Annotated in this window: 19 protein-coding genes; 13 read left to right on the top strand and 6 right to left on the bottom strand. The window is 63.8% G+C overall.

All coding sequences use genetic code 11. The features are described 5' to 3' along the window. Nucleotides 1-19: 19 nt before the first annotated feature. From OKW44_RS24225 to OKW44_RS24215, 3 genes are all read right to left on the bottom strand, one after another. Nucleotides 20-2,503, bottom strand: a complete 2,484-nt coding sequence (locus tag OKW44_RS24225; RefSeq protein WP_018419562.1) for a type VI secretion system Vgr family protein — start codon at nt 2,501-2,503, stop codon at nt 20-22. A gap of 176 nt (nt 2,504-2,679) precedes the next feature. Further along, entirely contained in the window at nt 2,680-2,934 is a 255-nt protein-coding gene (locus OKW44_RS24220; protein WP_162633923.1) for a hypothetical protein, read from the bottom strand. Then, nucleotides 2,931-3,131, bottom strand: coding sequence for a hypothetical protein (locus OKW44_RS24215; protein ID WP_018419563.1), 201 nt, complete (start codon nt 3,129-3,131; stop codon nt 2,931-2,933). The genes OKW44_RS24220 and OKW44_RS24215 overlap by 4 nt, the downstream gene beginning before the upstream one ends. 1,152 nt (nt 3,132-4,283) lie before the next feature. Here OKW44_RS24215 and OKW44_RS24210 point away from each other — a divergent pair. The 4 genes from OKW44_RS24210 (at nt 4,284) to OKW44_RS24195 (ending at nt 9,247) form a co-directional block, all read left to right on the top strand. Continuing rightward, entirely contained in the window at nt 4,284-5,177 is an 894-nt protein-coding gene (locus OKW44_RS24210; protein WP_018419564.1) for a LysR family transcriptional regulator, read from the top strand. Nucleotides 5,178-5,422: 245 nt separating this feature from the next. Continuing rightward, nucleotides 5,423-6,439 carry a hydroxymethylglutaryl-CoA lyase gene (locus tag OKW44_RS24205; protein ID WP_018419565.1) on the top strand — a complete coding sequence of 339 codons (1,017 nt, stop codon included), beginning with the start codon at nt 5,423-5,425 and terminating at the stop codon, nt 6,437-6,439. Further along, nucleotides 6,436-7,683 carry a CaiB/BaiF CoA transferase family protein gene (locus OKW44_RS24200; protein ID WP_026225619.1) on the top strand — a complete coding sequence of 416 codons (1,248 nt, stop codon included), beginning with the start codon at nt 6,436-6,438 and terminating at the stop codon, nt 7,681-7,683. The genes OKW44_RS24205 and OKW44_RS24200 overlap by 4 nt, the downstream gene beginning before the upstream one ends. Nucleotides 7,684-7,744: 61 nt before the next feature. After that, a complete protein-coding gene (locus tag OKW44_RS24195) occupies nt 7,745-9,247 on the top strand; it encodes an MFS transporter (RefSeq protein ID WP_018419567.1) in 1,503 nt (500 codons plus the stop codon). 193 nt (nt 9,248-9,440) lie between these two features. Here the strand turns inward: OKW44_RS24195 and OKW44_RS24190 are convergent, their stop codons facing one another. After that, nucleotides 9,441-9,590 (bottom strand): hypothetical protein, encoded by a 150-nt coding sequence (locus tag OKW44_RS24190; RefSeq protein ID WP_018419568.1) that lies wholly within the window; start codon nt 9,588-9,590, stop codon nt 9,441-9,443. A gap of 877 nt (nt 9,591-10,467) precedes the next feature. Here OKW44_RS24190 and OKW44_RS24185 point away from each other — a divergent pair. The 5 genes from OKW44_RS24185 to OKW44_RS24165 all read left to right on the top strand — a co-directional run bounded on the left by OKW44_RS24185 (nt 10,468) and on the right by OKW44_RS24165 (nt 18,069). Beyond that, nucleotides 10,468-11,463, top strand: a complete 996-nt coding sequence (locus OKW44_RS24185; protein WP_026225620.1) for a helix-turn-helix domain-containing protein — start codon at nt 10,468-10,470, stop codon at nt 11,461-11,463. A 90-nt stretch (nt 11,464-11,553) separates the two neighbouring features. Beyond that, nucleotides 11,554-13,155, top strand: coding sequence for a sugar phosphate nucleotidyltransferase (locus OKW44_RS24180; RefSeq protein WP_018419570.1), 1,602 nt, complete (start codon nt 11,554-11,556; stop codon nt 13,153-13,155). Nucleotides 13,156-13,210: 55 nt separating this feature from the next. Further along, the gene (locus tag OKW44_RS24175) at nt 13,211-14,596 is read left to right on the top strand and encodes an undecaprenyl-phosphate glucose phosphotransferase (protein ID WP_018419571.1); all 1,386 of its coding nucleotides are present in this window, start codon (nt 13,211-13,213) and stop codon (nt 14,594-14,596) included. 40 nt (nt 14,597-14,636) lie between these two features. Further along, nucleotides 14,637-15,776, top strand: a complete 1,140-nt coding sequence (locus OKW44_RS24170) for a polysaccharide biosynthesis/export family protein (protein WP_026225621.1) — start codon at nt 14,637-14,639, stop codon at nt 15,774-15,776. A 49-nt stretch (nt 15,777-15,825) separates the two neighbouring features. Continuing rightward, nucleotides 15,826-18,069: a polysaccharide biosynthesis tyrosine autokinase gene (locus OKW44_RS24165; protein WP_018419573.1), complete on the top strand. Its 2,244-nt coding sequence runs from the start codon at nt 15,826-15,828 to the stop codon at nt 18,067-18,069. Nucleotides 18,070-18,163: 94 nt separating this feature from the next. Here OKW44_RS24165 and OKW44_RS24160 read toward each other — a convergent pair whose 3' ends face one another. Next, nucleotides 18,164-18,568, bottom strand: coding sequence for a hypothetical protein (locus OKW44_RS24160; protein WP_429411581.1), 405 nt, complete (start codon nt 18,566-18,568; stop codon nt 18,164-18,166). Nucleotides 18,569-18,645: 77 nt separating this feature from the next. Between OKW44_RS24160 and OKW44_RS24155 the strand changes: the two genes are divergently transcribed. Continuing rightward, nucleotides 18,646-19,467, top strand: coding sequence for a hypothetical protein (locus tag OKW44_RS24155; protein ID WP_429411578.1), 822 nt, complete (start codon nt 18,646-18,648; stop codon nt 19,465-19,467). Between the two features lie 81 nt (nt 19,468-19,548). Beyond that, on the top strand, nt 19,549-19,692 hold the full coding sequence (locus tag OKW44_RS24150) for a hypothetical protein (RefSeq protein ID WP_429362257.1): 144 nt from the start codon (nt 19,549-19,551) through the stop codon (nt 19,690-19,692). 121 nt (nt 19,693-19,813) lie between these two features. Here OKW44_RS24150 and OKW44_RS24145 read toward each other — a convergent pair whose 3' ends face one another. Further along, nucleotides 19,814-20,437 (bottom strand): hypothetical protein, encoded by a 624-nt coding sequence (locus tag OKW44_RS24145; protein ID WP_018419574.1) that lies wholly within the window; start codon nt 20,435-20,437, stop codon nt 19,814-19,816. 349 nt (nt 20,438-20,786) lie between these two features. Here OKW44_RS24145 and OKW44_RS24140 point away from each other — a divergent pair, with 349 nt between their 5' ends. Beyond that, nucleotides 20,787-21,176, top strand: a complete 390-nt coding sequence (locus OKW44_RS24140; protein ID WP_018419575.1) for a hypothetical protein — start codon at nt 20,787-20,789, stop codon at nt 21,174-21,176. Between the two features lie 325 nt (nt 21,177-21,501). Continuing rightward, nucleotides 21,502-22,209, top strand: a complete 708-nt coding sequence (locus OKW44_RS24135; RefSeq protein ID WP_035470460.1) for an FkbM family methyltransferase — start codon at nt 21,502-21,504, stop codon at nt 22,207-22,209. Nucleotides 22,210-22,581 lie beyond the last annotated feature (372 nt).

Below are 22,581 nucleotides of genomic sequence, written 5' to 3'. Positions count from 1 at the left end.
TTTAAAGAGCAAGACTGTCTCAAGCCTGCGCGGCGGCGTCTTCCAGTTCAGGGTAATCGTAGGCGTCTTCGACCACCTTCCAATCCCCGGCTCCAATTTCACACCTGACCTTTACCGGTTCCGCTGTGCTGACGCTAAACGTCGAGCCTTCGACCAGCACGCCCTGCTGCTTGAGCGTGCCATCGGGCAAATAGATGTGATAGGGCTGGTTAGCGAGCGTAAGTCCATCCCCTTGGCTTTTCACAACAGTGCTGACATCAAACATCTGCGTGTACAGTTCGTCCGGGTTCTGCTCAATTGGCACAGGCGGAAGCGATACGGGATTGCGCATCGATGCCTTGCCTTTCTTCTGCACCGTGATCGTCTTGATGAACAGGTCGAGCGGGCCGCCCAAGGTGATGCTGCCGTCCTTCATGTGAATGAACGCACCGCCGCATTCGAGGATGATTTCCTTCGCTGCGGAGAGGTTGACCCTGCCGTTGACGCTTGCAACGGTCACATCCTTGTCCGCAATGAACGACATCGGGCCGCTCTGGGCCTGAAATTCCACCGGCCCTTTGGCAGCAAAAATCCTGATGCCAAGTTTCTGCGCGAACAGCGATATCTTTTCGCCCGCCGCAATCGTAAAGCGCTTGACCACGCTCCAGTCGGCGTTTTTGCCAGCCACGGCGTTGATGTTCTCCTGCGCCGAAAACTGCACGCCGCCGCCCGCGACGATGCCCGCCGATGCGGGCGTGCTCATCAGCAGGCCTGGCTTCTTCAGGCCGTCCAGATCGTCCTTCATCTGCTGCTGGGCGTCGGTATCGGCTGGCTCGGCCTTCGCGCTCGCGGCCGATGCGGCGAGCGCCTTTGCGGTCGCCAGCGCGCTTTCAAGCTGCGCGATGGTCTCCTGCATGTCAAGCTGCTTGCCGGTGGCGCCGGGACGGTCATAGGTCGTAACCATCACGCCTTTGCCTGCGCGAAGCGCCCCCCAGCCCGACGATCTCAGCTCATACCCTTCGCCCCTATATTCGAGCTTGCTGTCAACTAGGTAGCCGAGATTCAGCTGCGACTTGCCCGAGTGCTCCGTGCTGAGCTTGATGCCTTCCTGGCCCGCCCAATCCTCCATGCGCAGCTTGTTGTTCTTCTGCGTGCGGATCGTGTTGCGCGAGAGCCAGCGACGGTCGTTCGTCACCAGGTCGCGCGCCTGGCTGTGGTGATGAAACGCGACAATCTCAGGCTTGTCCGGGTCGCCGTCCCGGAAGGAAATGACCGCCTCGTCATTGTCCAGCGCCACGAAGTGCATGCCGGTCTGCAGCTTGCCTGCAAACGGTTTCGCGAGACGTAGCGGTACGCTCTCACCGCCGTTGGGCCAGGTGCCGAAATCGGCATCGAGCCGAACCACGTAGTAGCCCGCCGCGTTCAGGTAACCGTAGGTGTATTTGTCCGGGCTGCAAATCCGCCCGCTGAGTGTGCCGCTTACCCTGGCCCATTTTTCCGGCTCCAGTTCCAGCCGGAAACGCCGGTCGGCAGGGATCGCCTTGTAGCTGTTGGTGTAGGACGCGTCGCGCGCGCCGCTGTGCGTGACCCCGATCACGACCTGACCTTTGGGCGCATCGGGCAGCACGATATCCGTTTCGAGTACGCTTGCGCACTGCAATGCGAGCAGGTTGCTCCCGCCTTCGTAGACCACCTGGCGGGCAATGGCCGCTTCGTGGCGCAGCTGCGCCTCCCACTTTGCCCCCGCCTGGTCGAGGTGATTGGTGCCATAGAGGTACGGCTGGCCGTAGGTGGTCGGATCGGCAGGCGCGACATTCGCCGTGTCGCGCAAACGCTCCCAGGCGGCGTCCGGGTTGTAGTCCGCCACGATCACCGATTGCGGCACCGTCACGGTATGGGTCCTGATGGCCGTGACGGCTTCCACACCGCCCGCTTCAAGTCCCGCCGCCTCGCGGTAAGGCACGATCCGTTGCGGCTCGTCGTAGAGGTAGTGGTCGATGTCATCGGCAAAAACGGTCATGTCGCCATGTTCCGTTTCCACGATATAGCTGTAGATGCCGGCCTTCTGCATCAGCATCTGGACATAGGCCAGATCATTCACCTGGTACTGGAAGCGCCACAGGTGAACCGGATACTGGCGGCGCAGGCGGAACGCCATCAGGTGAGCCGGGATACCGTGCCGGCCCAGGACGGCCTGGATGATCTGCGGTGTCGTGAGGTGCTGGTAAGGCTGGGTGGTCGTGACGGCCTCGAGCCGTCCGAAGTGTGACTTCAGGACAACTTCGTACTTCGTGAAATCCTTCGTTGTCTGAATGGTCGAGAAGCGCTCGATATATCCCGAGAACTTCCGCACGGTCCCATCGTCGGCCACGATGCTGAAAGCCGCATCACGGTTCAGGTAGTCGGCGCGCACAAGCTGCTGCGGATGGGTCAATTCGATGCGCACCTCGGTCGGTGCGCCCATCTTCTCGGTGGCCTCGAACGACACGACCGATAACGCTGACGCGCTGTCGGTGCCTGGCACCGCCAGGTGGCACGCCTGTCGTCCCGCGATACCCCGGCTTAACGGATCAAACTCTGCCACTCGCGTCTCCTTGAAAAGACCAGCGATACAGCATTGGCTGCAAAACCCGTTAACTGACCATTTAGATTTCGCGAGGTCAACGGAAACAATATGAGATAGGCGCATCTTGACAATCGTTAAAGAAAATCCGGCACATGTGATTCATTGCGCATCAGAACGGCTCCGGTCGCCCTCGCCTGGCAAGCGACTTGACACTTCCTGCCGCCGGCCCAAGAAAAACAAGACAATCGGCACGACACACAGCAACAAGGCGCATATCGTTTGCGCAGCGCCTCTCCATAGAATTGCAGCAGCGTGACGAGCAGGACGTCATGGCGGCCACCCTTGATCCAGGCTTTCGTGAAAGCCGGAAGTATCGGAAGCGTGCTCATGCTGCGCCTCCGTTCAGCAGCAGGGCGAGGTCCGAGACTTTCCAGGCGAGACGACCATTGATGCGGATCGGACCATTTTCGAGGCAGGCCAACTTGCGCAACGTCTGCGGCTTGCGGTTAAGCACAGCGGCGGCTTCATCAGTCGGCAGGACTTGCAGCAATCCAGCGCGCTGCATCAGCGAGTTGACCATCTGCATCTGAAACCTCATCTGTCGTTAGAGCAGACTCAATTTCAGAATCGGCGCATACGCCTATCAAACAATCAACGCGCCCGCTGAGCACTTTGTCTGGCGCGGGTTTGCGGTGTACATTGAATCGGCGCAGGGTTGAACCGGCGCGCCGATTCAACGCCGAATCAAACCTATCAGGATTTGCGGCCGTTTTTCGCGCGTCCGCCAGTCAAGCCAGCCGGAATAGCCTTCTCTACCGTCGCCGCTGAAAAGTAGTCGTTGCGCTCGCCCCTGCGCGCGTGAATAGATGCAACACAATTCGCGCGGGCTCGAGGCCTCGAGCCCATCGTCACTCTCCTCCAATCGCCCACTGCACCGCCGCCTCGTCATGCAACGCGGCGGTATCGAAGCCGGGCAGCACTGAATCTTCCGGCTCGTGTTCGTCGCGAGAATCATGAGATCGGCGCCGCTGCGTTCGAGTTGGCGCGCGGCGTTGGCCAACGGCATGCCTGATTACATCCTCACCCGTCGTCGCCCGGCTTCCTGAATCATCGAACTGAACGTTTTTTCTAAAGAAGACAAATACGACTTCGACGCAAATGATGGAGGGACGCGGCTCCGCTCCATGCGTAACGCCTCAATCAGATCGCGCTGATGCTCGCACATGCCATCATGCCCCGCTACGGTGGGGCTTTTTTCGGTCGTCTCCGCAAAGCCGGGTCACGCAAACCGGCGCCACCATCGAGGAATAGAGTTATGGATAAACAACGTTTAGCACAGGCACTCAGCGCCTGGTTGTTCTGTACCCTGCTTCTTCCGACCGCCTACGCAGAAGGGTCGATTAGCTTTCAACGATACCATCGTGACTCTTGTAATCGATACTAAAACCGAGTTTTTTGATAGCCACGGTCGGCAAATAACCGGCAGCGAACTACGTGGAACCACTTCAATTGCGGAAACGCTGGACTCTATCGAAGTCGCGCCACCCGAAGCACAATAGCTTCGAAGCTTCGAATCGTACTACTGCAATAGCCGACCTGCTTTGCGGGGCTTTCCATTTGAGCGCCAAGCGTGGGAATTGTCGAAAATCTCCGAAACCGCAAGCGCCAGAAATCCCTCCACAGTTTTCAACGATCAACCATAATTTCCCCCACCCCAACCCACGAATCCGCTTCGCCGATGTGGCAAATCGATCAGGTGACGCTGCGCTTGTTCATCGCCGTGTGCGAGGAAGGCACGATCGCGCGCGCGGCCGAACGTGAGTTCATCGCGCCGTCGGCGGTCAGCAAGCGGCTCGCCGATCTCGAAGCGCTCGTCGATGTCGCGTTGCTGTCGCGCAGCCAGCGCGGCGTGCGCGCGACCGCCGCCGGCGAAGCGCTGTTGCGCCACGCGCGGCTCATCATGCGCGGCCACGAACGCCTGCAGGCAGAGCTCAGCGAATACGCGGCCGGCGCGCGTGGGCATGTGCGCGTGCTCGCCAATGTGTCGTCGATGGTGGAGTTTTTGCCCGAGGCGTTGTCGGCGTTTCTTCAGGCGAATCCGGCGATTCGCGTCGACGTCGAGGAGCGCGTCAGCGCGGACATCGTGCGCGGGCTCGAAGAGGGCGTCGCCGATCTGGGCGTCTGCCGCGATACCGTGCCGCTCGGCAGTCTCGACACGTTGCCGTATCGCGCCGACCATCTCGCGCTGATCGTGCCGCGCACGCACCCGCTCGCGGGTGAGATGCAGATCGGCTTCGAGCAGACGCTCGGGTTCGATCATCTGGGGCTCGCATCGAACGCGTCGGTCAATGCGCTGATGCAGCGCATCGCGCTGGAGAAGGGCAGCGAATTGAATTACCGCACCTTTGTATCGACGTTCGATGCCGCCTATCGCTTCATCCAGGCGGGTCTCGCGGTCGCGATCCTGCCGCGCGAGGCGCTGCCGCGCCATGCGGCCGACGAGTATGGCATCGTCGCCGTGCCGTTGCGCGAGGCTTGGGCCGAGCGGCGCTTCGTCGTCTGCATGCGCGATCGCGCGGCGTTGACTCTGGCGGCCGCGCGTTTGCTCGAGCATCTGCTGGGCGCGATGTAAGACGGGCGACGCACCTCGTCACCCGCGCCTTCGCCACCTCCCCAGACAAACCCCTAAGCATTTCACCCAGGCGAGCGTCAAAGCCCGCCCCATCGGCCTGAGCGGCCATCGCGAGCGGCGATGGTGTGCTTCGTCAAAGCAGACTTTGCCGCGCGTCGTCACGCGGGCACGCTGTGACCCAGTTAGCGCATCACTTCCATTCCACGGGCTTCTGATGCCCGCGTCCACGACCAGGATTCCAGCCGATGAATGAAACTCGCGAGCGCGTCGTCGTGACCGAAGTCGGTCTGCGCGACGGTCTGCAAAGCATTGCCCGCATCATGTCCACCGACGACAAGCGGCGCTGGATCGACGCCGCCTACGCGGCCGGCGTGCGCCACATGGAAGTCGCCTCGTTCGTGCCGGCGAAGCTGCTGCCGCAAATGGCGGACGCCGCCGATGTGGTCGCCCACGCGCGCAGCTACGACGATCTCAGCGTGACCGCGCTCGTGCCGAACCTGAAGGGCGCGCGGCACGCGCTCGAGGCTGGCGTAGAGCGCATCGTCGCGCCGATTTCGGTGAGCGCCGCGCATAGCGCCGCGAACGTGCGCAAGACACCCGCCGAGATGATCGACGCCCTCGCCGCGATGCGCGAGCTGATCGATGGCGCGTCCCCGGCAGGCGGGCGCCGCGTCGAGTTGATCGCCGGTTTGTCGACGGTGTTCGGCTGCACGCTGCAGGGCGCCGTGCCGTACGCGGATATCGTCGCGATTGCGCGCGCCGCGGTGCAGGCCGGCGCCGACGTAATCGCGCTCGGCGATACGACCGGCGAAGCGACGCCGCGTCAGGTCGGCGAGGTCATCGAACTGGTGCGCGACGTCGCGGACGACAGGCTGCGCTCGCTGCATTTCCACGACACGCGCGGCCTCGCGCTCGCCAACACGCTGGTCGCGCTGCAGCACGGGATCCGCGAGTTCGATGCGTCGCTGGCTGGTCTCGGCGGCTGCCCGCATGCGCCGGGCGCAACCGGCAACGTCAATACCGAAGACCTCGTGTTCATGCTCCACAGCATGGGCTACGACACCGGTATCGACATCGCGCGGCTACTCGCATCGCGCGCGGTGCTGGCGCAAGCGCTGCCGGGCGAGCCGCTGTACGGCTATCTCGCGCGAGCGGGATTGCCGAAACAGTTCGCGCACGCGCAAGCGGTCGCGCGCGACTCCGCCAGCTACGCCGAATCTTTGCGTTGTCTCCATTCTTCCGTTCCGCAGGTGCCGCAATGACTCCGCTTTCCTCCGCTACTTCAGCTTCGTCGTCGACGTCCACGCCGCAGCCGGGTACCTTGCCGCTCGCTGGCATCCGCGTGATCGAGTTGTCGCATATGGTGATGGGTCCGACCTGCGGCATGATTCTCGGCGACCTCGGCGCCGAAGTGATCAAGGTCGAGCCGCCGCGCGGCGACAGCACGCGCCGGCTGCTCGGCACCGGCGCGGGCTTTTTCCGCACCTTCAATCGCAACAAGAAGAGCGTCGCGCTCGATCTCGACAGTGAAGCCGGTCTCGCGGCGCTGAAGCAACTCGTCGATAGCGCCGACGTCTTCGTCGAAAACTTCAAGCCCGGCCGCATGGCGAGTCTCGGCCTCGATTACGCGACGCTGCGCGAGCGAAATCCCAGGCTGATTTACGTGTCCCACAAGGGCTTTCTCAATGGTCCGTACGAACATCGTCTGGCGCTCGACGAAGTCGTGCAGATGATGGCGGGCCTCGCGTACATGACCGGTCCGGTGGGCCGTCCGCTACGCGCGGGCAGCTCGGTCAACGACATCATGGGCGGCATGTTCGGCGCGATCGGCGTGCTGGCGGCGCTGCACGAGCGGCACGCGAGCGGCCGCGGCAAGGAGGTGCAGAGCGCGCTGTTCGAGAACTGCGTGCTGCTCTCGGCGCAGCACATGCAGCAGTTCGCGGCGACCGGCGTGGCCGCCGCGCCGATGCCCGAGCGCATCAGCGCCTGGGCCGTCTACGACGTGTTTACGCTCGCGCACGGCGAGCAGATGTTCATCGCCGCGACCGGCGACGCGCAGTGGCGCGCGCTGTGCGCGATTCTCGAACGCGACGATCTGCTCGCCGATGCGCGCCTCGCGACCAACAACGACCGTGTGCTCGCGCGCGGCTGGCTGCTGCAGACGCTCGGCGAAAGCCTGAGCCGTTTCGACGGCGCGACGCTCGTGCCGCTGTTCGAGCGCAATCACATTCCGTTCGCGTCGATCACGAAGCCCGAGGAGTTGTTCGACGATCCGCACCTGAACGCGAGCGGCGGCCTGGTGCCGCTGACGCTCGACGACGGCAGCGAAACCGCGATGCCGTTGCTGCCGATTTCGCTCGACGGTGCGCGTCTCGGGCCGCGTCGGCCGATCGCGAAGATCGGCGAGCACACCGTCGAAGTGCTGCGCGAACTCGGGTTCGAGGACGCGCGGATCGCGGAGCTCGGCGGTGGCGTGGAATCGCGGGCGCCGCGCGCGGCTGCGTGAGCGTCGTGCCGCGCTTGACCCGGTGCAGCGGGCAATAGACCAATAATTCTGGAGACAGACGATGAAATCGTCGAATCAGGCGATGTACGCAACGGCGCTCGGCGATGCCGGCGCGCTCGACGGCTCACCCACGGACGCAGGCGCGGATGCAGCAGGCTCGGATCGCGCCGGCGCGATCGCGCTCGACGGCGCGCGCATTTCCGCGCGGCTCGACCGGCTACCCGCGACTCGCACGATCTGGCAGCTCGTGATGCTGCTGAGCTTCGGCATGTTCTTCGAACTCTACGACCTGATGTACTCCGGCTATATCGCGCCGGGACTCGTGCACAGCGGACTGCTGACGGCCACGACGCGCGGCCTGTTCGGCACGAGTGGCGTCGCGAGTTTCATCGCCGCGCTGTTCGCCGGCCTCTTCATCGGCACGGCGGCCTGCGGCTTTCTCGCCGACCGCTTCGGCCGGCGCGCGATCTTCACCTGGTCGCTGCTGTGGTACACGGCGGCCAACGTCGTGATGGCGTTCCAGCACACGGCGCTCGGATTGAACTGCTGGCGCTTTATCGCGGGAATCGGCATCGGCGTCGAGATCGTCACGATCGGCACGTATATTTCCGAACTCGTGCCGAAGCACATTCGCGGGCGCGCTTCGGCGTGCTCGCAGGCGGTCGGCTTCTGCGCGGTGCCGATCGTCGCGTTTCTGTCGTATCTGCTGGTGCCGCAACACGTGTTCGGCCTCGACGGCTGGCGTGTGGTCGTGCTGATCGGCGCGCTCGGCGCGATCGTGGTGTGGTGGATTCGCCGCGGCTTGCCGGAGAGCCCGCGCTGGCTCGCGCAAAAAGGCCGCCTCGACGAAGCCGACGCGGTGATGACGCGTCTCGAAGCACGCGTCGCACGCGAGTATCGGCGCCAATGCGGCCTGCCGTTGCCCGAGCCCGCGCTGCCCGAACCGGTGCGCGCGCGGGCCGCGTTTCGCGATCTGCTGGTGCCGCCGTATCGTAAGCGCACGCTGATGCTGATCATCTTTCACGTGTTCCAGACGATGGGCTACTACGGCTTCGCGAACTGGATTCCGACGCTGCTGATCAGGCAAGGCATCACGGTGACGACGAGTCTGATGTACGCGAGCATCATCGCGATCGCGGCGCCGCTCGGGCCGTTGCTGGGGCTACTGATCGCCGATCGCTTCGAGCGCAAGACCGTCATCGTCTGCATGGCGGCGGTCAACGTCGTGTGCGGACTCGCGTTCAGCCAGGCGCGGGAGACGGTGCTGCTCGTGAGTCTCGGCGTGTGCCTCGTGCTCGCGGGCAACATCATTTCATACAGCTATCACGCGTACCAGGCCGAACTGTTTCCGACCGGCATCCGCGCGCGCGCGGTCGGCTTTGTTTACTCGTGGAGCCGGATGTCGGCGATGTTCTCGGCGTTCGTGATCGCCGCCTGCCTCGGTCGCTTCGGCGTGAACGGTGTGTTCGTGTTCATCTCGGGGGCAATGGCGATCGTCATGGTCGCGATCGGTACGCTGGGACCGAAGACGCGCGATGTCGCGCTCGAGGATCTTTCGAAGTAGCTAGGGCCTGTTCACGCTAATAACGGGCTTGCGAACGTGCCTTTCCGCGCGTAGTGCAAGGAGAGAGGAGCGCCGTTTGGCCGCGCCAAACAAGCGACGACCGACGCCGCGAGACGGGCGGAAAGGCACGTTCCCCTGTTTTAAAAAAACCTTCTGGCGGCCAGCGCAAGCCCGTTATTAGCGTGAACAGGCCCTAGGAGTCCTGGCGAGTCTCGTCGTTGCTCGACAGCCGGTCCGATACGCTGCCGAGCAGCAGCGCGAGCAGCACCACGCCGATCATTGCGAACAGGAACCCGCCGATCATCGTGGCAAGTATCAGCGTGATCCATGAAATGCCGTTCATGTGTGCGGTTCCAGCGCGTTTCTCGGGGGCATCGTAACCCGTTCAGAACCACTTCTATGTGCGCTTGCCCGCCGTAAACCTGTCAGGCGACGCCGAACTATCGTCGCGTCGTGCCATTACGCGGCGCGTTCTCGACGGGTGTCACAGTCGTTGCATAGGGATGGCGGACTTCGTTCGCTGTCCCCAACCCCCTTTGCGGAAACCTCGCAGTCCATTTCCGCAATCGGTTGGCGGAAATGCACCCGCTCGCACCCGACTTATTCCGTCATTGGCCCATCTATTGCAGGGGCGCTAAAGTCGTCCGATATCCGTGTTTCAGGTTTGAAACGTTAATCGCCACGTTTATATTCCCGCGATCAATAAAAATAGATTAAATAATCTGTTCTGGCGCGTTGAGTGCTTGCATTGGACGGCGGAAGGGGCGGTTGCGCGGCGCTTGCGCGGGTCGACAGGCGAAGTTGTCGATGCGGCCGGGCACGCCTGGTAGGGGCGGGGGGTGTTCCACTCATCAATAGCCAATTACGGCAAAAAATCTCTTTTAAAATGCGCCTCGGTGGGCACATAAGGCGGGACACGCCGTTTTTCGAGTAGCCGCGCAGTGTGCGCTGGCGTACGCATTCATTTTCTAAATTGCCTTAAGATTTGCGAGTGCATATTCAACCATATGCGGTTAGACGATTAATCCATTGAAAAGACGGTCATTTCGGCATTGTGCCGAATTGCACTGGCCGATCACGTAGTCATAGCGCCAATATGTCTGCACTTTCGGACATGGCGGCGGAGCGCCGAAGGCCGTCGCTATGATGCACTGCGCGGAGTTCGCATTGTGCGTGATCGTAAAAGGTGTAGTAGATCTTTTTCTGTCGAGAGGATGACTATGACCTGCGCGAGTCTCGAGTCTGCAATGCTGCGCTGGGTGCATGCTCCGAACAAGGGCGTGCGCCGTGTCGCGATTCTGTTGTTCAACGACTGCTCGCTGCAAGGGGCGGGCGTGATCGCCGAGGTGTTCCAGGCTGCCAACGAACTCGCCACTTCCGGTTCGGGCGCATGGCTGTACGACGTATCGTTCTTGTCCGCCGGCGGCGGCATGGTGACTTCGTCGTCGGGTTTGCGCGTATGGACCGACGGACTCGACGCGCGCCATTACGCCGGCTTCGACGCGCTCTATGTGGCGGGCGGCAAGGGCGCGGCGTCGGCGGCGCGCGATGAGCGTCTGCTTGGTTGGCTGCGGCGCGTGCGTCGCAACACCGCGATGATCCGGCCGATCGCCGAAGGGCGCGCGGTGCTCGACGCGGCGGCCCTGCCCGAGGACAAGGACGGGAGCGACCCGCACCAGCCGGCCTTGGCCAGAAATGGCGCGGGCTCCGCGGAGCAGGGCGTCGTCGACCTTAACGACCGGCTGGAATCGATGCGCAGCGCGCTCGCGATGATCAAGCGCGATCTGGGCAACGCGACCGCGCGCTCGGCTGCCGAGCGGCTGCTGTCCGACTCGTGCACGAACCTCGCGCCGCTGCTCGGCGAGGACGGCGGCATGAGTCCCGGCGACAAGGTTCGCGCGGCGGCGCGCTGGCTGCAGGAAAACTGCCAGCAGGCGATTTCGATTGCGGATGCCGCGCAGTTCGCGGCGATGAGCGAACGCAACTTTCTGCGCCGCTTCAAGATGGAAATGGGTATCACGCCGTCGAGTTTCCTGTTGCACGAGCGCCTCGCGGTGACGTGCAGCCTGTTGACCGAATCGGAATTGCCGGTCGACAAGATCGCCCGGCGCACCGGGATGGGCAACGGCGACCGGCTGGCGAAAGTGTTTCGCAAGCGGATGAGGATTTCGCCGACCGAGTTCAGGATTCAAAGCCGCCGTATGGCAGGCGAGTAGCGCCGACGGAGCCAGCCCGGTAACCGCGCGAGACAGGCGGGGACTGGTCCGTTGTTCGTCGTACCGTGCAGATCGAAAAGGATTCCCGATATGTTGACGCAGGCAGGTGTGAGCGCCCGATCCGTCGAGCCGAACGGCGCAAGCGCCGGGGTTGCTGGCGCGCGCTGCGCGCACATCGTCCCGGTCATTCTCGCGGGCGGCTCGGGCACGCGGCTTTGGCCGGTGTCGCGCGAGAACTTCCCGAAGCAGCTGATCGACGTGGTCGGCTCCGACTCGCTGCTGCAGGCGACCGCGCGGCGGCTCGAGGGCTTCCCGGCGGGCTGGAGCGTCGACGCTTCGCCGATCGTCGTGTGCGGCGAGGAGCATCGCTTCGTGATCGCCGAACAGTTGCATGAAAACGGCGTCGACGCGCGTCTGATCGTCGAGCCCGCGCGCCGCGACACGGCGCCCGCGCTGACGCTCGCGGCATCGCTCGCGTGCGCGGCCGGCGACGACGCGATCCTGATCGTGATGCCGGCCGACCACGCGATCGCGGACGTGCCTGCCCTGCAGCGCGCGCTAGCGTGCGCGGCGCACCACGCGAGCGAGGGCGCGATTGCGACGCTCGGTGTGCCGCCGACGCGTCCCGACACCGGCTTCGGCTATATCCGAATCGGCGCGGCATTGGCCGCTGGCGGCCATGCGATCGACGGTTTCGTCGAGAAGCCCGCCGAGGAAATCGCGAGGCAATACCTGACGGCCGGTACGTACTGGTGGAATAGCGGCATCTTCATCGTGCGTGCGCGCGTGTGGCTCGACACGCTCGCGGCGCTGCGGCCCGACATGCATGCGCCGTGCGCAACCTCGTTCGCGAGCGGCAAGCAGGACGGCGACGTATTCCGGCCATCGCACGACGCGTTCCTCGACGCGCCCGCCGATTCGATCGACTACGCGGTGATGGAGCGTTTGACCGAACCGCCGCCGGCGCAAGACGACAGCGCGAGCAACGTCGAAGCGCAAGGCGCGCCACAGAACGATATGCAAGCTCAAAGTCGAGCCGCGATCATTCCCCCCGGCGTCGTGATCCCGCTCGAAGCCGGCTGGTCCGACCTCGGCTCATGGGACGCGGTATGGGCCGCGATGGAGAAGGACCCGAACGGCAACGCCGGGCGCGGCCGCGTGACGTTCGAAGGTGCGGTGTCCTGCTATGCGCATTCGGAGGGGCGGCTCGTCGCGTGCGTCGGCACCGCGAACGTCGTCGTGGTCGAGACCGCCGACGCGGTGCTCGTGGTGGATCGCTCGCATGTGCAGGACGTCAAGGGGCTCGTGTCGCGCATCAAGGCGCAGCACGCGCCGGAGGCCGACGCGCATCGCAAGGTGCGGCGCCCGTGGGGCTTCTACGACTCGATCGATCGCGGCGAGCGCTTCCAGGTCAAGCGCATCGTCGTGACGCCCGGCGCGAAGCTGTCGCTGCAACTCCATCATCATCGCGCTGAGCACTGGGTGGTCGTGCGCGGCACCGCGCTCGTCACGCGCGGCGAAGAGCAGTTCCTGCTCAGCGAAAACGAATCGACCTACATTCCGCTCGGCACGCGTCACCGGCTCGAAAACCCCGGCAGGGTGCCACTCGAAATCATCGAAATCCAGTCGGGTACCTATCTCGGCGAAGACGACATCGTGAGGTTTGACGACAACTACGGCCGCTGCCCATAGGCAGCCCATGCACGCCCCTTTTTGCGTACAGGAACGGCAGAACGAGGTAAGTGAAATGCGCAAGTTTCAGGATCTGCTCGCGCGGATTTTCGATGTCGCTCTGGTATTGGCGGGTGCGACCGTGGCGTCGCGGATCCGCTTTGATTATCTCGGCCAGTCGGGTTTCTACTGGGCGCTGGTGATGTTTTCGGCTGCGTTCGCGCTCGCGATCTTCCCCGCGTTCGGCGTCTACGAATCATGGCGCGGCCGCTCGAAGCTCGGGCTCGCCGGTCAGGTGTCGCTCGCGTGGCTGATCGTGCAGGCCTGCGCGCTCGTGCTGATGTACTCGCTGCATCGCATCGATATCGTGTCGCGGCTGTGGTTCTCGTACTGGACCGCGACGACGGGTGGCATGCTGATCGCGAATCGGGTGATCACGCACGCGGTGCTCGCGCGGGCGCGCGGCGCGGGTATGAACCTGCATCAGGTGGCGATCGTCGGCAGCGGTTCGCAGTGCGATGCGCTCCTGCGCCGCATCGAGTCGGCGCCGACCGCGGGCTTTCGCGCGACCGCCGTCTACAACACGCGCCCGGACGACTCCGGCGTGACGGAACCGAGCCTGCCGGTGTTCGATCGCGTGGATCTGCTGGCCGACTACATCCGCACCAACGACGTGCACGAGCTATGGCTGATGCTGTCGCTGTCCGAGGAGCCGCTGATCTGCGCGCTGATCGACGAGTTCCGCGACGACCTCGTGAATATCCGCTTCATGCCGGACGTGCGCAGCCATGCGCTGTTCGAAGGCAGTGGCGTGGTCGATCTGCTCGGCGTGCCGGCGATCAATCTGGTCGCCTCGCCGCTGTCGGCCAACGCGATGCTGAAAAAGGAAATCTTCGACCGGCTGTTCGCCGCGGCCGCGATCGTTGCCCTCGCGCCGCTGCTGCTTGGCATCGCGATCGCGGTCAAGCTGTCCTCGCGCGGACCGGTGCTGTTCAAACAGAAGCGCAAGGGCGCGGACGGCCGTGTGTTTACGATCTACAAGTTCCGCTCGATGCGCGTGCATACCGAAGCGAAGGGCACCTTGAGCCAGGCGACGCGCAACGACAAGCGCGTGACGAAAGTGGGCGCGTTTCTGCGCCGCACGAGCCTCGACGAACTGCCGCAATTTTTCAACGTGTTGCGTGGCGACATGTCGGTCGTAGGACCGCGTCCCCATGCGCTCGAGCACGACGACCTCTATCAGAAGGTGGTCGCGGGCTATATCAATCGCTACCGGATCAAACCGGGAATCACGGGCTGGGCGCAAATCAACGGCTTCCGTGGCGAAACCGACCGCATCGAGAAGATGGAGCGTCGCGTCGAACATGACCTGTACTACCTGGGTCACTGGTCGTTCGCACTCGACATGCGGATCATCGGCGCGACGATTGTCGCCGGACTGGTGCATCGAAACGCTTACTAGAAAGTCGATAACAACGCCTCGGGGCGAAGGAGTAAAGATCATGAGCTCACTTGGTTTTCGCACAGGAAGTCTTGTGGTTTTCGCAAGCGCAGCATTGCTTTCCGGATGTCAGATCGTACCGGGACAACGGATGATCACGCCTGCCGCGATTCAGGACACGGGTGGCGAATTCAGTACCGAAGCCTCGCAGCAGAAGCAGATTCCGATTACCGATATCAATCTGGAACTGCTGAAGAAATTGAATGCCGACCAGACTGCCTCGGCGTTGCCGCCGACGACGTCGGGTCTGTTCGGCAAGCCGGCCGTCTACAGGGTCGGCCCCGGAGACGTGCTGCAGATCGTCGTGTGGGATCACCCGGAACTCGCGGCCGCGCTGGGACAGCCGCCGACGACCTCGCGCCCTGCCGATGCAATTCCGGGCTTCCTGATCGACGAGAACGGCGACATCCAGTTTCCGTACGCGGGCAACCTGCACGTCGCCGGCAAGGATGTCGGGACGATCCAGCGCGAGCTGCATTCGCGGCTGAGCAAGGTCTATCAGAAGCCCGAGGTGACGGTGCGCGTCGCGTCGTTCCGTAACGCGACGGTGTATATCGACGGCGAAGTGCGCACACCGGGCACGCAATCAATCAACGACATTCCGCTGTCGCTGACGAACGCGATCGGCCTGAGCGGCGGCTTCAACACGACCGCGGATCGCAGCCGGGTCGATCTGATCCGCGACGGCACGACCTATAGGCTGAACATCGACGACCTCGTCAAGCGCGGCCGCAATCCGTCGGATATCTATCTGCAGCCGGGCGACACCGTGCGCGTGAACGCGCGCGAAGACAGCGGCGTCTACGTGATGGGCGAAGTCAACAAGCCGGCCACGGTGCTGCCGTTGCGCAACGGCTCGCTGACGCTGTCGCAGGCGATCTCCGACGGCGGCAGCTTCGACTCGAATACGGCCTCGGGGCAGCAGCTGTTCGTGATCCGCAATTCGACCAGCGACTCGCCGCAGATCTATCACCTCGATGCCACCTCGCCGGTGGCGATGCTGCTCGCGAACCAGTTCGAGCTGCAGCCGAAGGACATCGTGTACGTCGGTCAGGGCGGTCTGGTTCGCTTCAACCGTGTGTTGAACCTGCTGTTGCCTGCGATCAACGCGGCGGTGACGGGAGTCGTCGTGTCGAAGTGACGCATGCGTGACGCGATATCTGAACCGGCAGGCCTTGTTGGGTGAAAACATGGCAATCAATTACGAAAATCGTTACGCCGGCGTGTATGAACCGCGGCAGTCGCATCTGTCGGACTACGCGCGCACGATCGTGCGCGGTTGGCGCACGATCCTCACCGTGACGCTGATCGCGCTCGCGCTCGGTTGCGCGTACGCGTTCCTCACGCCGCCGGTCTATCGTTCGGACGTGCTGTTTCACGTCCAGGACAGGACGGCGAACGCGGTGAACGTCAATACGAACGGCCGGGACGCGGCGGCGCCGCTTCCCGGCGCGTACGATTCGAAGCCGTCGACCGCGGCGCAGATCGAGCTTTTGAAGTCGCGTCTCGTCACCGAGGAGGCGGTCCGCGCGCTGCACCTCGACATCACGGCGAAGCCGCGTTATCTGCCGGTGATCGGCAGCAAGATCGCCGGCCTCGTGAACGGGCACTGGTGGTTCCGGCTGCCGTCGTTCGTCAACCTGCGCGGGTTCGCGTGGGGCAACGAGAGCATCGCGGTGTCGCGCTTCGATACGTCGAAGGACTCGTATGGCGAGACCTTCACGCTGGTCGCGGGCGCCGGCAACACCTTCATGCTGCGCGATCCTCACGGCAGCGCGATCCTGTCGGGGCGCGTCGGCGAGACCGTGCAAACCGATACCGCGGTCGGCCCGGTCACGCTGCACGTCGACACACTGGTCGGCGCGCCCGGCTCGCGTTTTGAGCTGACGCGCGCGTCGACGCTCGGCACGGTTGAGCGTCTGGCGAAGACGATGGTCGTGCAGGAAACGGCGGAGGACTCCGGCGTGATCCGCGTGAGTCTCGAAGGCGCCGATCCGGCGCTGACCGCGGCGATCGTCAACAACGTGGCGCGCCAGTTCGTGCGGCAGGATCTCGCGAGCCGTTCGACCGAATCCGACCACACGCTCGCGTATCTCGAACAGCAACTGCCCGACGCGCGCAAGGCGCTCGACGACGCGGAAGAGCGCTACGGCAAGTTCCGCAATACACATGGCACCGTCGATCTCGGTGAAGAAAGCAAGCTGCTGCTGCAGCAGATCGTCGACAACAAGACGAAGCTGCTCGATCTGCAGCAGCAGCGCGCGGAGCTGTTGCAGCGTTTTACGCCGAATCATCCGATGGTCGCCGCGCTCGATGCGCAGATCGCCGCGTTGCAGGGCGCGCAGAGCACGATGAACCACAGCGTCTCGACGATGCCCGACACCGAGCAGACCGCGCTGCGTCTGCAGCGCGACGTGCACGTGAACACCGATCTGTACACGAACCTGCTCAACAGCGTGCAGCGACTGCGGGTCGCGCAGGCGGGGCAGGTGGGCGGCGTGCGCGTGGTGGACTTCGCCGAAACGCCCGACGATCCGGTGTGGCCGAAGCGCATGCTGGTGATCCTGATCTCGCTCGGCGGCGGCCTCGTGCTGGGCTTGCTGCTGGTCTTCTTGCGGCGCGCGATGCGCGGCGGCGTGGAGCGCCCGGACGAACTCGAGGGGATGCTCGGCGTGCCGGTATTCGCGGTGGTGCCGCGCAGCCAGACGCAATTGCGCCTGCAGGAAAAAGTGTCGCTGCGCCAGCGCGGGCAGCATGTGCTGGCGCAACAGGCGCCCGAAGATATCGCGGTGGAAGGGGTGCGCAATCTGCGCACCTCGCTGCAGCTGTCGCTCGATCATGCGGCCAACAACGTCGTGATGATCACCGGCTCGCGGCCCGATGCGGGCAAGTCGTTCCTGTCGGTGAATCTGGCGACGCTGGTCGCGTCGGCGAACAAGCGCGTGCTGATCATCGACGCCGACATGCGACGCGGCGACGTGCATTCGCATTTCGGCATCAGCCATCGGCCGGGACTATCCGACGTGCTGTGCGGCGGCGATCTCGACGCGATGATCCAGCGCGACGTGCTGCCCAACCTCGACGTGCTCGCGAAAGGCACGCTGCCCTCGCACCCGGCCGAGCTGCTGATGAGCAAACGCTTCGAAGCGATGCTCGAGGTGCTGAAGCCGCAATACGACGTCGTGATCATCGACACGCCGCCGGTGCTCGCCGTGACCGACTCGACGCTGATCGGCAAATACGCGGCGACGACGCTGCTCGTCGTGCGGCATGGGCGTCAACCGCTGCATGAGATCGTCGAAACCACCAAACGACTGCGCAACGGTGGCGTTGGTCTGCGCGGCGTGCTGCTCACCGACGTGCCGCAGGAAGCGGCGTTCCTCGGCTCAGGGTATCAGGGCGGCTATTACGGCTACGACAGCATCGCCGGCTGACACTGCTGCCAGCCGCGCGTCTTTCGGGCGCCACGCGGGCGGGCGTGATCGACTGCACGCCCGTGCCGCCGTCCCGCGAGATACCTCGCAATCCTTAGTGATGACGCAGCAGATCGCGCAATTCGCGCGACTCTTCCGCCGTCGGTTGCATGGTTTGCCACGCCGACTCGTGCGACGCGAGCGCGACGAGCCGTTGCGCGGCCTTGCTGCTCGAATCGATCCGCAACGCTTCGTTGGCGTTGTGCGACGCGCACTCCCAATGTCCGACGTTGCCGCAGCCGCGCGCGAGACTCAGCAATGCGTCCCGTTGCTGCTCTAGCGTGCTCACCTGGGCGCGCATGCTGCGCGCGTCGCGATTGCCGGGCTGCGCGGTGGTTACGGCGGCGAGGCGTGCTTTGGTCGCCGACAGATTGCCTCGTTGCAGATAGCCGTGCGCGGCTTTCAGATTGCGCTCGGCGTCGGCGCGCTGTTTGTCGGCTTGCGTGAGCGGGGCGGCCATCGTGTCGGTGCTGGCGTTGGTGCTGGTCGACGCGACCGCCGTGCCACGCGGCGTAGGCGCGGAGATTCCGCGCGGAGATGGCCGCGCCCGATGTCTTCGTTGACGCTACGGTCGGCGCGGTCGTGACGACCGGCGGTGTCGGTCGCGCTACGGTCGGCGCGGTCGCAACGACGGGCGTTGACGGTCGCGCTGGGACGGGCGCGGTCGCCACGACGGGCGGAGCCGATCGCGCTACGGCAGGCGCGGTCGCAACGACCTGCGGTGACGATGGCGCAACGGTCGGCGTGGTCGCCACGATGGGCGGGCTCGATCGCGCTACGGTGGGCGCGGTCGTGACGACCGGCGGTGTCGGTCGCGCAACGGTCGGCGCGGTCGCCACGACGGGCGGTGCCGGTGGCGCGACGGCGGGCACGGTCACAACGACCTGCGTTGACGATGGCGCGACGGTCGGCGTGGTCGCCACGATAGGCGGGCTCGATCGCGCTACGGCAGGCGCGGTCGTGACGACCGGCGGTGACGATCGCGCTACGGTGGACGCGGTCGCCACGACGGGCGGTGCCGGTGGCGCGACGGGGGCCGCGTGCACGTTCGCCGGTTGCTGCCGCGCGACGACAACGGGACGAGGCGGTTGTGCGACGGTCGACGCGGGCTTCGGCGCCGCGGCAACCGACGGCGCCGCATTCTGCGCAACGTTCTGTGCAGGGGCTTGGCCAGGGTTGTCCTGGCGCACCGTGCCGAAGACCGTGACCGGCGTGTCGACGCTCGCATCGTCGTCGTTGAGTAGAACGAAGCCGACGTACACGACGCCGAGCGTCGCGAGCGCGGCTGCGGCAAGCGCGAGCGGATGCCGCCGTCGACGCCCGCCCGGCTCGAACGTCGCTTCGTCGATCAGATCGTAGGGGCTCATCTTCGTTTGCGCGGAGCGTCGCGACGAACGGTCCGCGGGCAAGCTCGCGGCCGCTGGCAGCGGTTCGAGTTGCGTGCGCGATGCGCTCAGCGCCCGGGATCGCGCGGAGCGCTCGCCGGGCTTGTCGTCCGTATCGAACGAATCGATCGGCAGCGCATGGCATGCGGGACACGGCGAAAAGCGGCCCGACAGCGGCACGCCGCAGTATGCGCAGTGATGGAAAAATGGCTGGTCGGAGATCGTGTCGCGCGGCATGGCCGTGTCGCTCCACTGGCGCCGAAGGGCGGCGCCATCAAAAAGAATGAATGCAACGACGCCCGCAAGCGGCGTCGGCCGGACTACTGGACGACGTAACCGCGCGCCTGCATGCACGCGCCGTAGGCGGCCCAATAGCGGGTCATCGGCGGCTCGGGCGCGGGCAGGGGCGGCAGCTTCACGTTCGACGCCGCGTTGGCCTGCAGCGAAGCGGCCGCCCCATCCGACGCGCCGGGTGCCGCGGTCGCACTGGGGCCCGTTGCCGCTGCCGATGCGTTCGGCGGTGCATTCGCCGCCGCGGTGGCTGGCGCGCCTGGCGCGCTGGCGCCGGCCGCGGCTTCGTCCACCGGTTTCGCCGACGATGCGCCGCCAGGCGCTTGCGCGCCAGCCAACGGCGCGCTCGCGGCTTCGGGCGCGCTCGCGCTCCACGGCAGCGGCGTGGCTGAGAAGGAACTAGGCGGAAGCGGCGGCTTCGGCGGTACGCCGGTCGACGCACCTTTGGCCGCGGGCGGCTGACGCGGCGGAATCTGCGACTCGTGGGCCATGTTGACCCCGGTCACGCGGTTCGCCTCGGCGTAGCACATCGCGTTGTCGATGCTGCGCTCGTAAGGGCTCTGACTTCGGATCGGATAGGTGACAGGCCGCCACGCGAACGCGGCAGTGCTCGTCACCAACAGCGTCAGTACGGTATATGTTCTAAATGCCATCGCAGTCACTCCCGCAGCGATGTCTCGCCTTTTTGTGTTTGATTTCGTGTCGTGCTTTCGTTCTGTGCTCGTTGCGCGTCGTGTTCGAGCTCGTTCTCATGCCTGGCGCTCGTGCTTCTGTCGCGGCCTGCCGATAGGCCGTGGCGTTGCGGTGCTTGCGCCACGGCTCCCCGGAACGGGCACGTCGCGAATGCCGCTCTAACGAGCGTAGCACCGCGGTTTGGCCACGCGATGCATCGGATAGCGCGCGAAAACGCCATCGTGCAGTGCAATCAGGACACAATCGGCGAGGCGGCGTTTAAGATCGGGACAATCCCTGGTCGCCACGAAGGATCGTCAGGAGTCGAAGATGAAAAACCTATCGTATCGCTATCGGCCGCTTTGCGCAGCGTTCTGTCTGTCGGTGCTGTCGCTCGCCGCGCCGCTAGCGAGCAGCGCGAGCGACGCCAACATGAGCGCGGAGACAGCGGGCGAGCGCGCAAGCTTCGCGCAGGCGTTTTGCGACGTGTCGCCCGAGCGGATCGGCGCCTATAAGCAGCGGCTCCGAAAGGTCCTGACCGGTGCGACCGATTTCGATCAGCACTGGGACACGGGCTGGCACCGCGCCGACATCACCAATGGCCAGATGAACGCACTGCGCGAGCGAGATCCGAAGGAATTCGCGGCGCGCATCAAGGTCAATTGCGAACGGCTCAAGTGGATGGCGGGTAATGCGTTGCACCGGCCTGCGCAGAAGTGAAGTGAACGGGCGCTGTCGGGAGGCTGAAACACGGGACCCGGCTCAAACCGGAAGTTTTTAAGCCACTCCACGGTTTCGGCCAAAGATACAAAATTTATGACTTTTGCTCAGTGTTCAGCCATGCGTCGAGTAGCCTGCAGATCTTAGTCTGAGCGATTATTCGAGCATGTATCTAGTTCGCGAATATCGTTCCGTCGGCCCTGTGCCGCATTGGCGACGCGTAATTAGCAACGCAATACAGGACCGACCTTCTGCTGGACAAGTCTACAGGTCAAACGCTGTTTGATCTTTTGCCGTTGCCTTTCCATGTTGGGGAGCGACTATCGTGAACTTCAAGACGTTGGGACACTTCCTTTGGCTCGTTCGTAAGACCTGGATAACGCGCGGACCGCGTTTGTACTATTCGCAGTTTGGGGAAGACGTAGTATTGCGCGAAATAATCAGTCCGCGGTGTAATAAGGGGATTTATGTAGACGTGGGTGCATACCACCCTGTCAAATTCTCGAACACGCATGCGCTGTACAAGCGTGGTTGGCGCGGTATCAACATAGACATGGATCCGGTGAAAATCGAAGCGTTTTCTCTTGCGCGGACTGGCGACGTAAATGTATGCGCGGCCATCTCCAACGAGAAACAGGTCAAGGAAGTTTATAATTTCTCCAATTATGGGTTGACTTCAACCATAGACCCCGCATTCGCTGCGACAGAAGGCCATCAGCCCACCTCTGTCCGGACTGTTGAAACCACCACGTTGAACGACGTTCTGGAGCACAGTCCCTACGCCAGTCAGGAAATCGATCTGCTTTCCATCGACGTGGAAGGTCACGATTTCGAAGCCTTGCGATCGATCGATATCGGCAGATACAAACCGAAGATCATTATTGTGGAAACGACGTTGGCATCGATCAGGGAAGTGATAGATTCCGCCATATTTCGCTATTTGGAAGAGCGCAATTACCGACTCGTCGGTTGGACACATCTTTCACTGATCTTCAGAGTGGAAAAATCTCAAATCTTTCGCATCCAGTTATAGCCCAAGATTGTTGTCGCGACGTCGAGACATCGATTCAACGTCCCCGCAGATCTTCAACTCGCCTCAGCCGCAAACCTCATCAAATGGAGAATCGCCCGAGGCGGGGCAGGGCTGACTATTGCAGCGGCGGCAGCGGCGCGCGCTCCGGGATTTCCCTAGGTTTGACGTTCCGAGCCGGCGCTCCGCTCCGCGGTCGCTGCCTCGTCGTGGCCCGCCGTTCGCTTCGCGAGGGGCTGAATGTCAGCGTCATGCGTCGGTAAGCATTGTTTTTATAGAGAAATTCCGAACGACGGACTCTTCGCCTTGGGGCAGGCTCAAGCTTGAGCGAATAAGTTCACACGCAGTGGATCTCGACAGCGTTCCTACTTCTTG

Source organism: Paraburkholderia lebeckiae (assembly GCF_050436325.1).
In the GTDB taxonomy this organism is placed as follows: domain Bacteria; phylum Pseudomonadota; class Gammaproteobacteria; order Burkholderiales; family Burkholderiaceae; genus Paraburkholderia; species Paraburkholderia tuberum.
This window is presented reverse-complemented; position numbering and strand designations above follow the sequence as displayed.

What these genes read in the sequence shown, in the direction of transcription:
- OKW44_RS24220 (WP_162633923.1), bottom strand. Translation starts at nt 2,934, where the DNA reads ATGAGCACGCTTCCGATACTTCCGGCTTTCACGAAAGCCTGGATCAAG.
- OKW44_RS24215 (WP_018419563.1), bottom strand. Translation starts at nt 3,131, where the DNA reads ATGCAGATGGTCAACTCGCTGATGCAGCGCGCTGGATTGCTGCAAGTC.
- OKW44_RS24210 (WP_018419564.1), top strand. Translation starts at nt 4,284, where the DNA reads ATGTGGCAAATCGATCAGGTGACGCTGCGCTTGTTCATCGCCGTGTGC.
- OKW44_RS24205 (WP_018419565.1), top strand. Translation starts at nt 5,423, where the DNA reads ATGAATGAAACTCGCGAGCGCGTCGTCGTGACCGAAGTCGGTCTGCGC.
- OKW44_RS24200 (WP_026225619.1), top strand. Translation starts at nt 6,436, where the DNA reads ATGACTCCGCTTTCCTCCGCTACTTCAGCTTCGTCGTCGACGTCCACG.
- OKW44_RS24195 (WP_018419567.1), top strand. Translation starts at nt 7,745, where the DNA reads ATGAAATCGTCGAATCAGGCGATGTACGCAACGGCGCTCGGCGATGCC.
- OKW44_RS24190 (WP_018419568.1), bottom strand. Translation starts at nt 9,590, where the DNA reads ATGAACGGCATTTCATGGATCACGCTGATACTTGCCACGATGATCGGC.
- OKW44_RS24185 (WP_026225620.1), top strand. Translation starts at nt 10,468, where the DNA reads ATGACCTGCGCGAGTCTCGAGTCTGCAATGCTGCGCTGGGTGCATGCT.
- OKW44_RS24180 (WP_018419570.1), top strand. Translation starts at nt 11,554, where the DNA reads ATGTTGACGCAGGCAGGTGTGAGCGCCCGATCCGTCGAGCCGAACGGC.
- OKW44_RS24175 (WP_018419571.1), top strand. Translation starts at nt 13,211, where the DNA reads ATGCGCAAGTTTCAGGATCTGCTCGCGCGGATTTTCGATGTCGCTCTG.
- OKW44_RS24170 (WP_026225621.1), top strand. Translation starts at nt 14,637, where the DNA reads ATGAGCTCACTTGGTTTTCGCACAGGAAGTCTTGTGGTTTTCGCAAGC.
- OKW44_RS24165 (WP_018419573.1), top strand. Translation starts at nt 15,826, where the DNA reads ATGGCAATCAATTACGAAAATCGTTACGCCGGCGTGTATGAACCGCGG.
- OKW44_RS24160 (WP_429411581.1), bottom strand. Translation starts at nt 18,568, where the DNA reads ATGGCCGCCCCGCTCACGCAAGCCGACAAACAGCGCGCCGACGCCGAG.
- OKW44_RS24155 (WP_429411578.1), top strand. Translation starts at nt 18,646, where the DNA reads ATGGCCGCGCCCGATGTCTTCGTTGACGCTACGGTCGGCGCGGTCGTG.
- OKW44_RS24145 (WP_018419574.1), bottom strand. Translation starts at nt 20,437, where the DNA reads ATGGCATTTAGAACATATACCGTACTGACGCTGTTGGTGACGAGCACT.
- OKW44_RS24140 (WP_018419575.1), top strand. Translation starts at nt 20,787, where the DNA reads ATGAAAAACCTATCGTATCGCTATCGGCCGCTTTGCGCAGCGTTCTGT.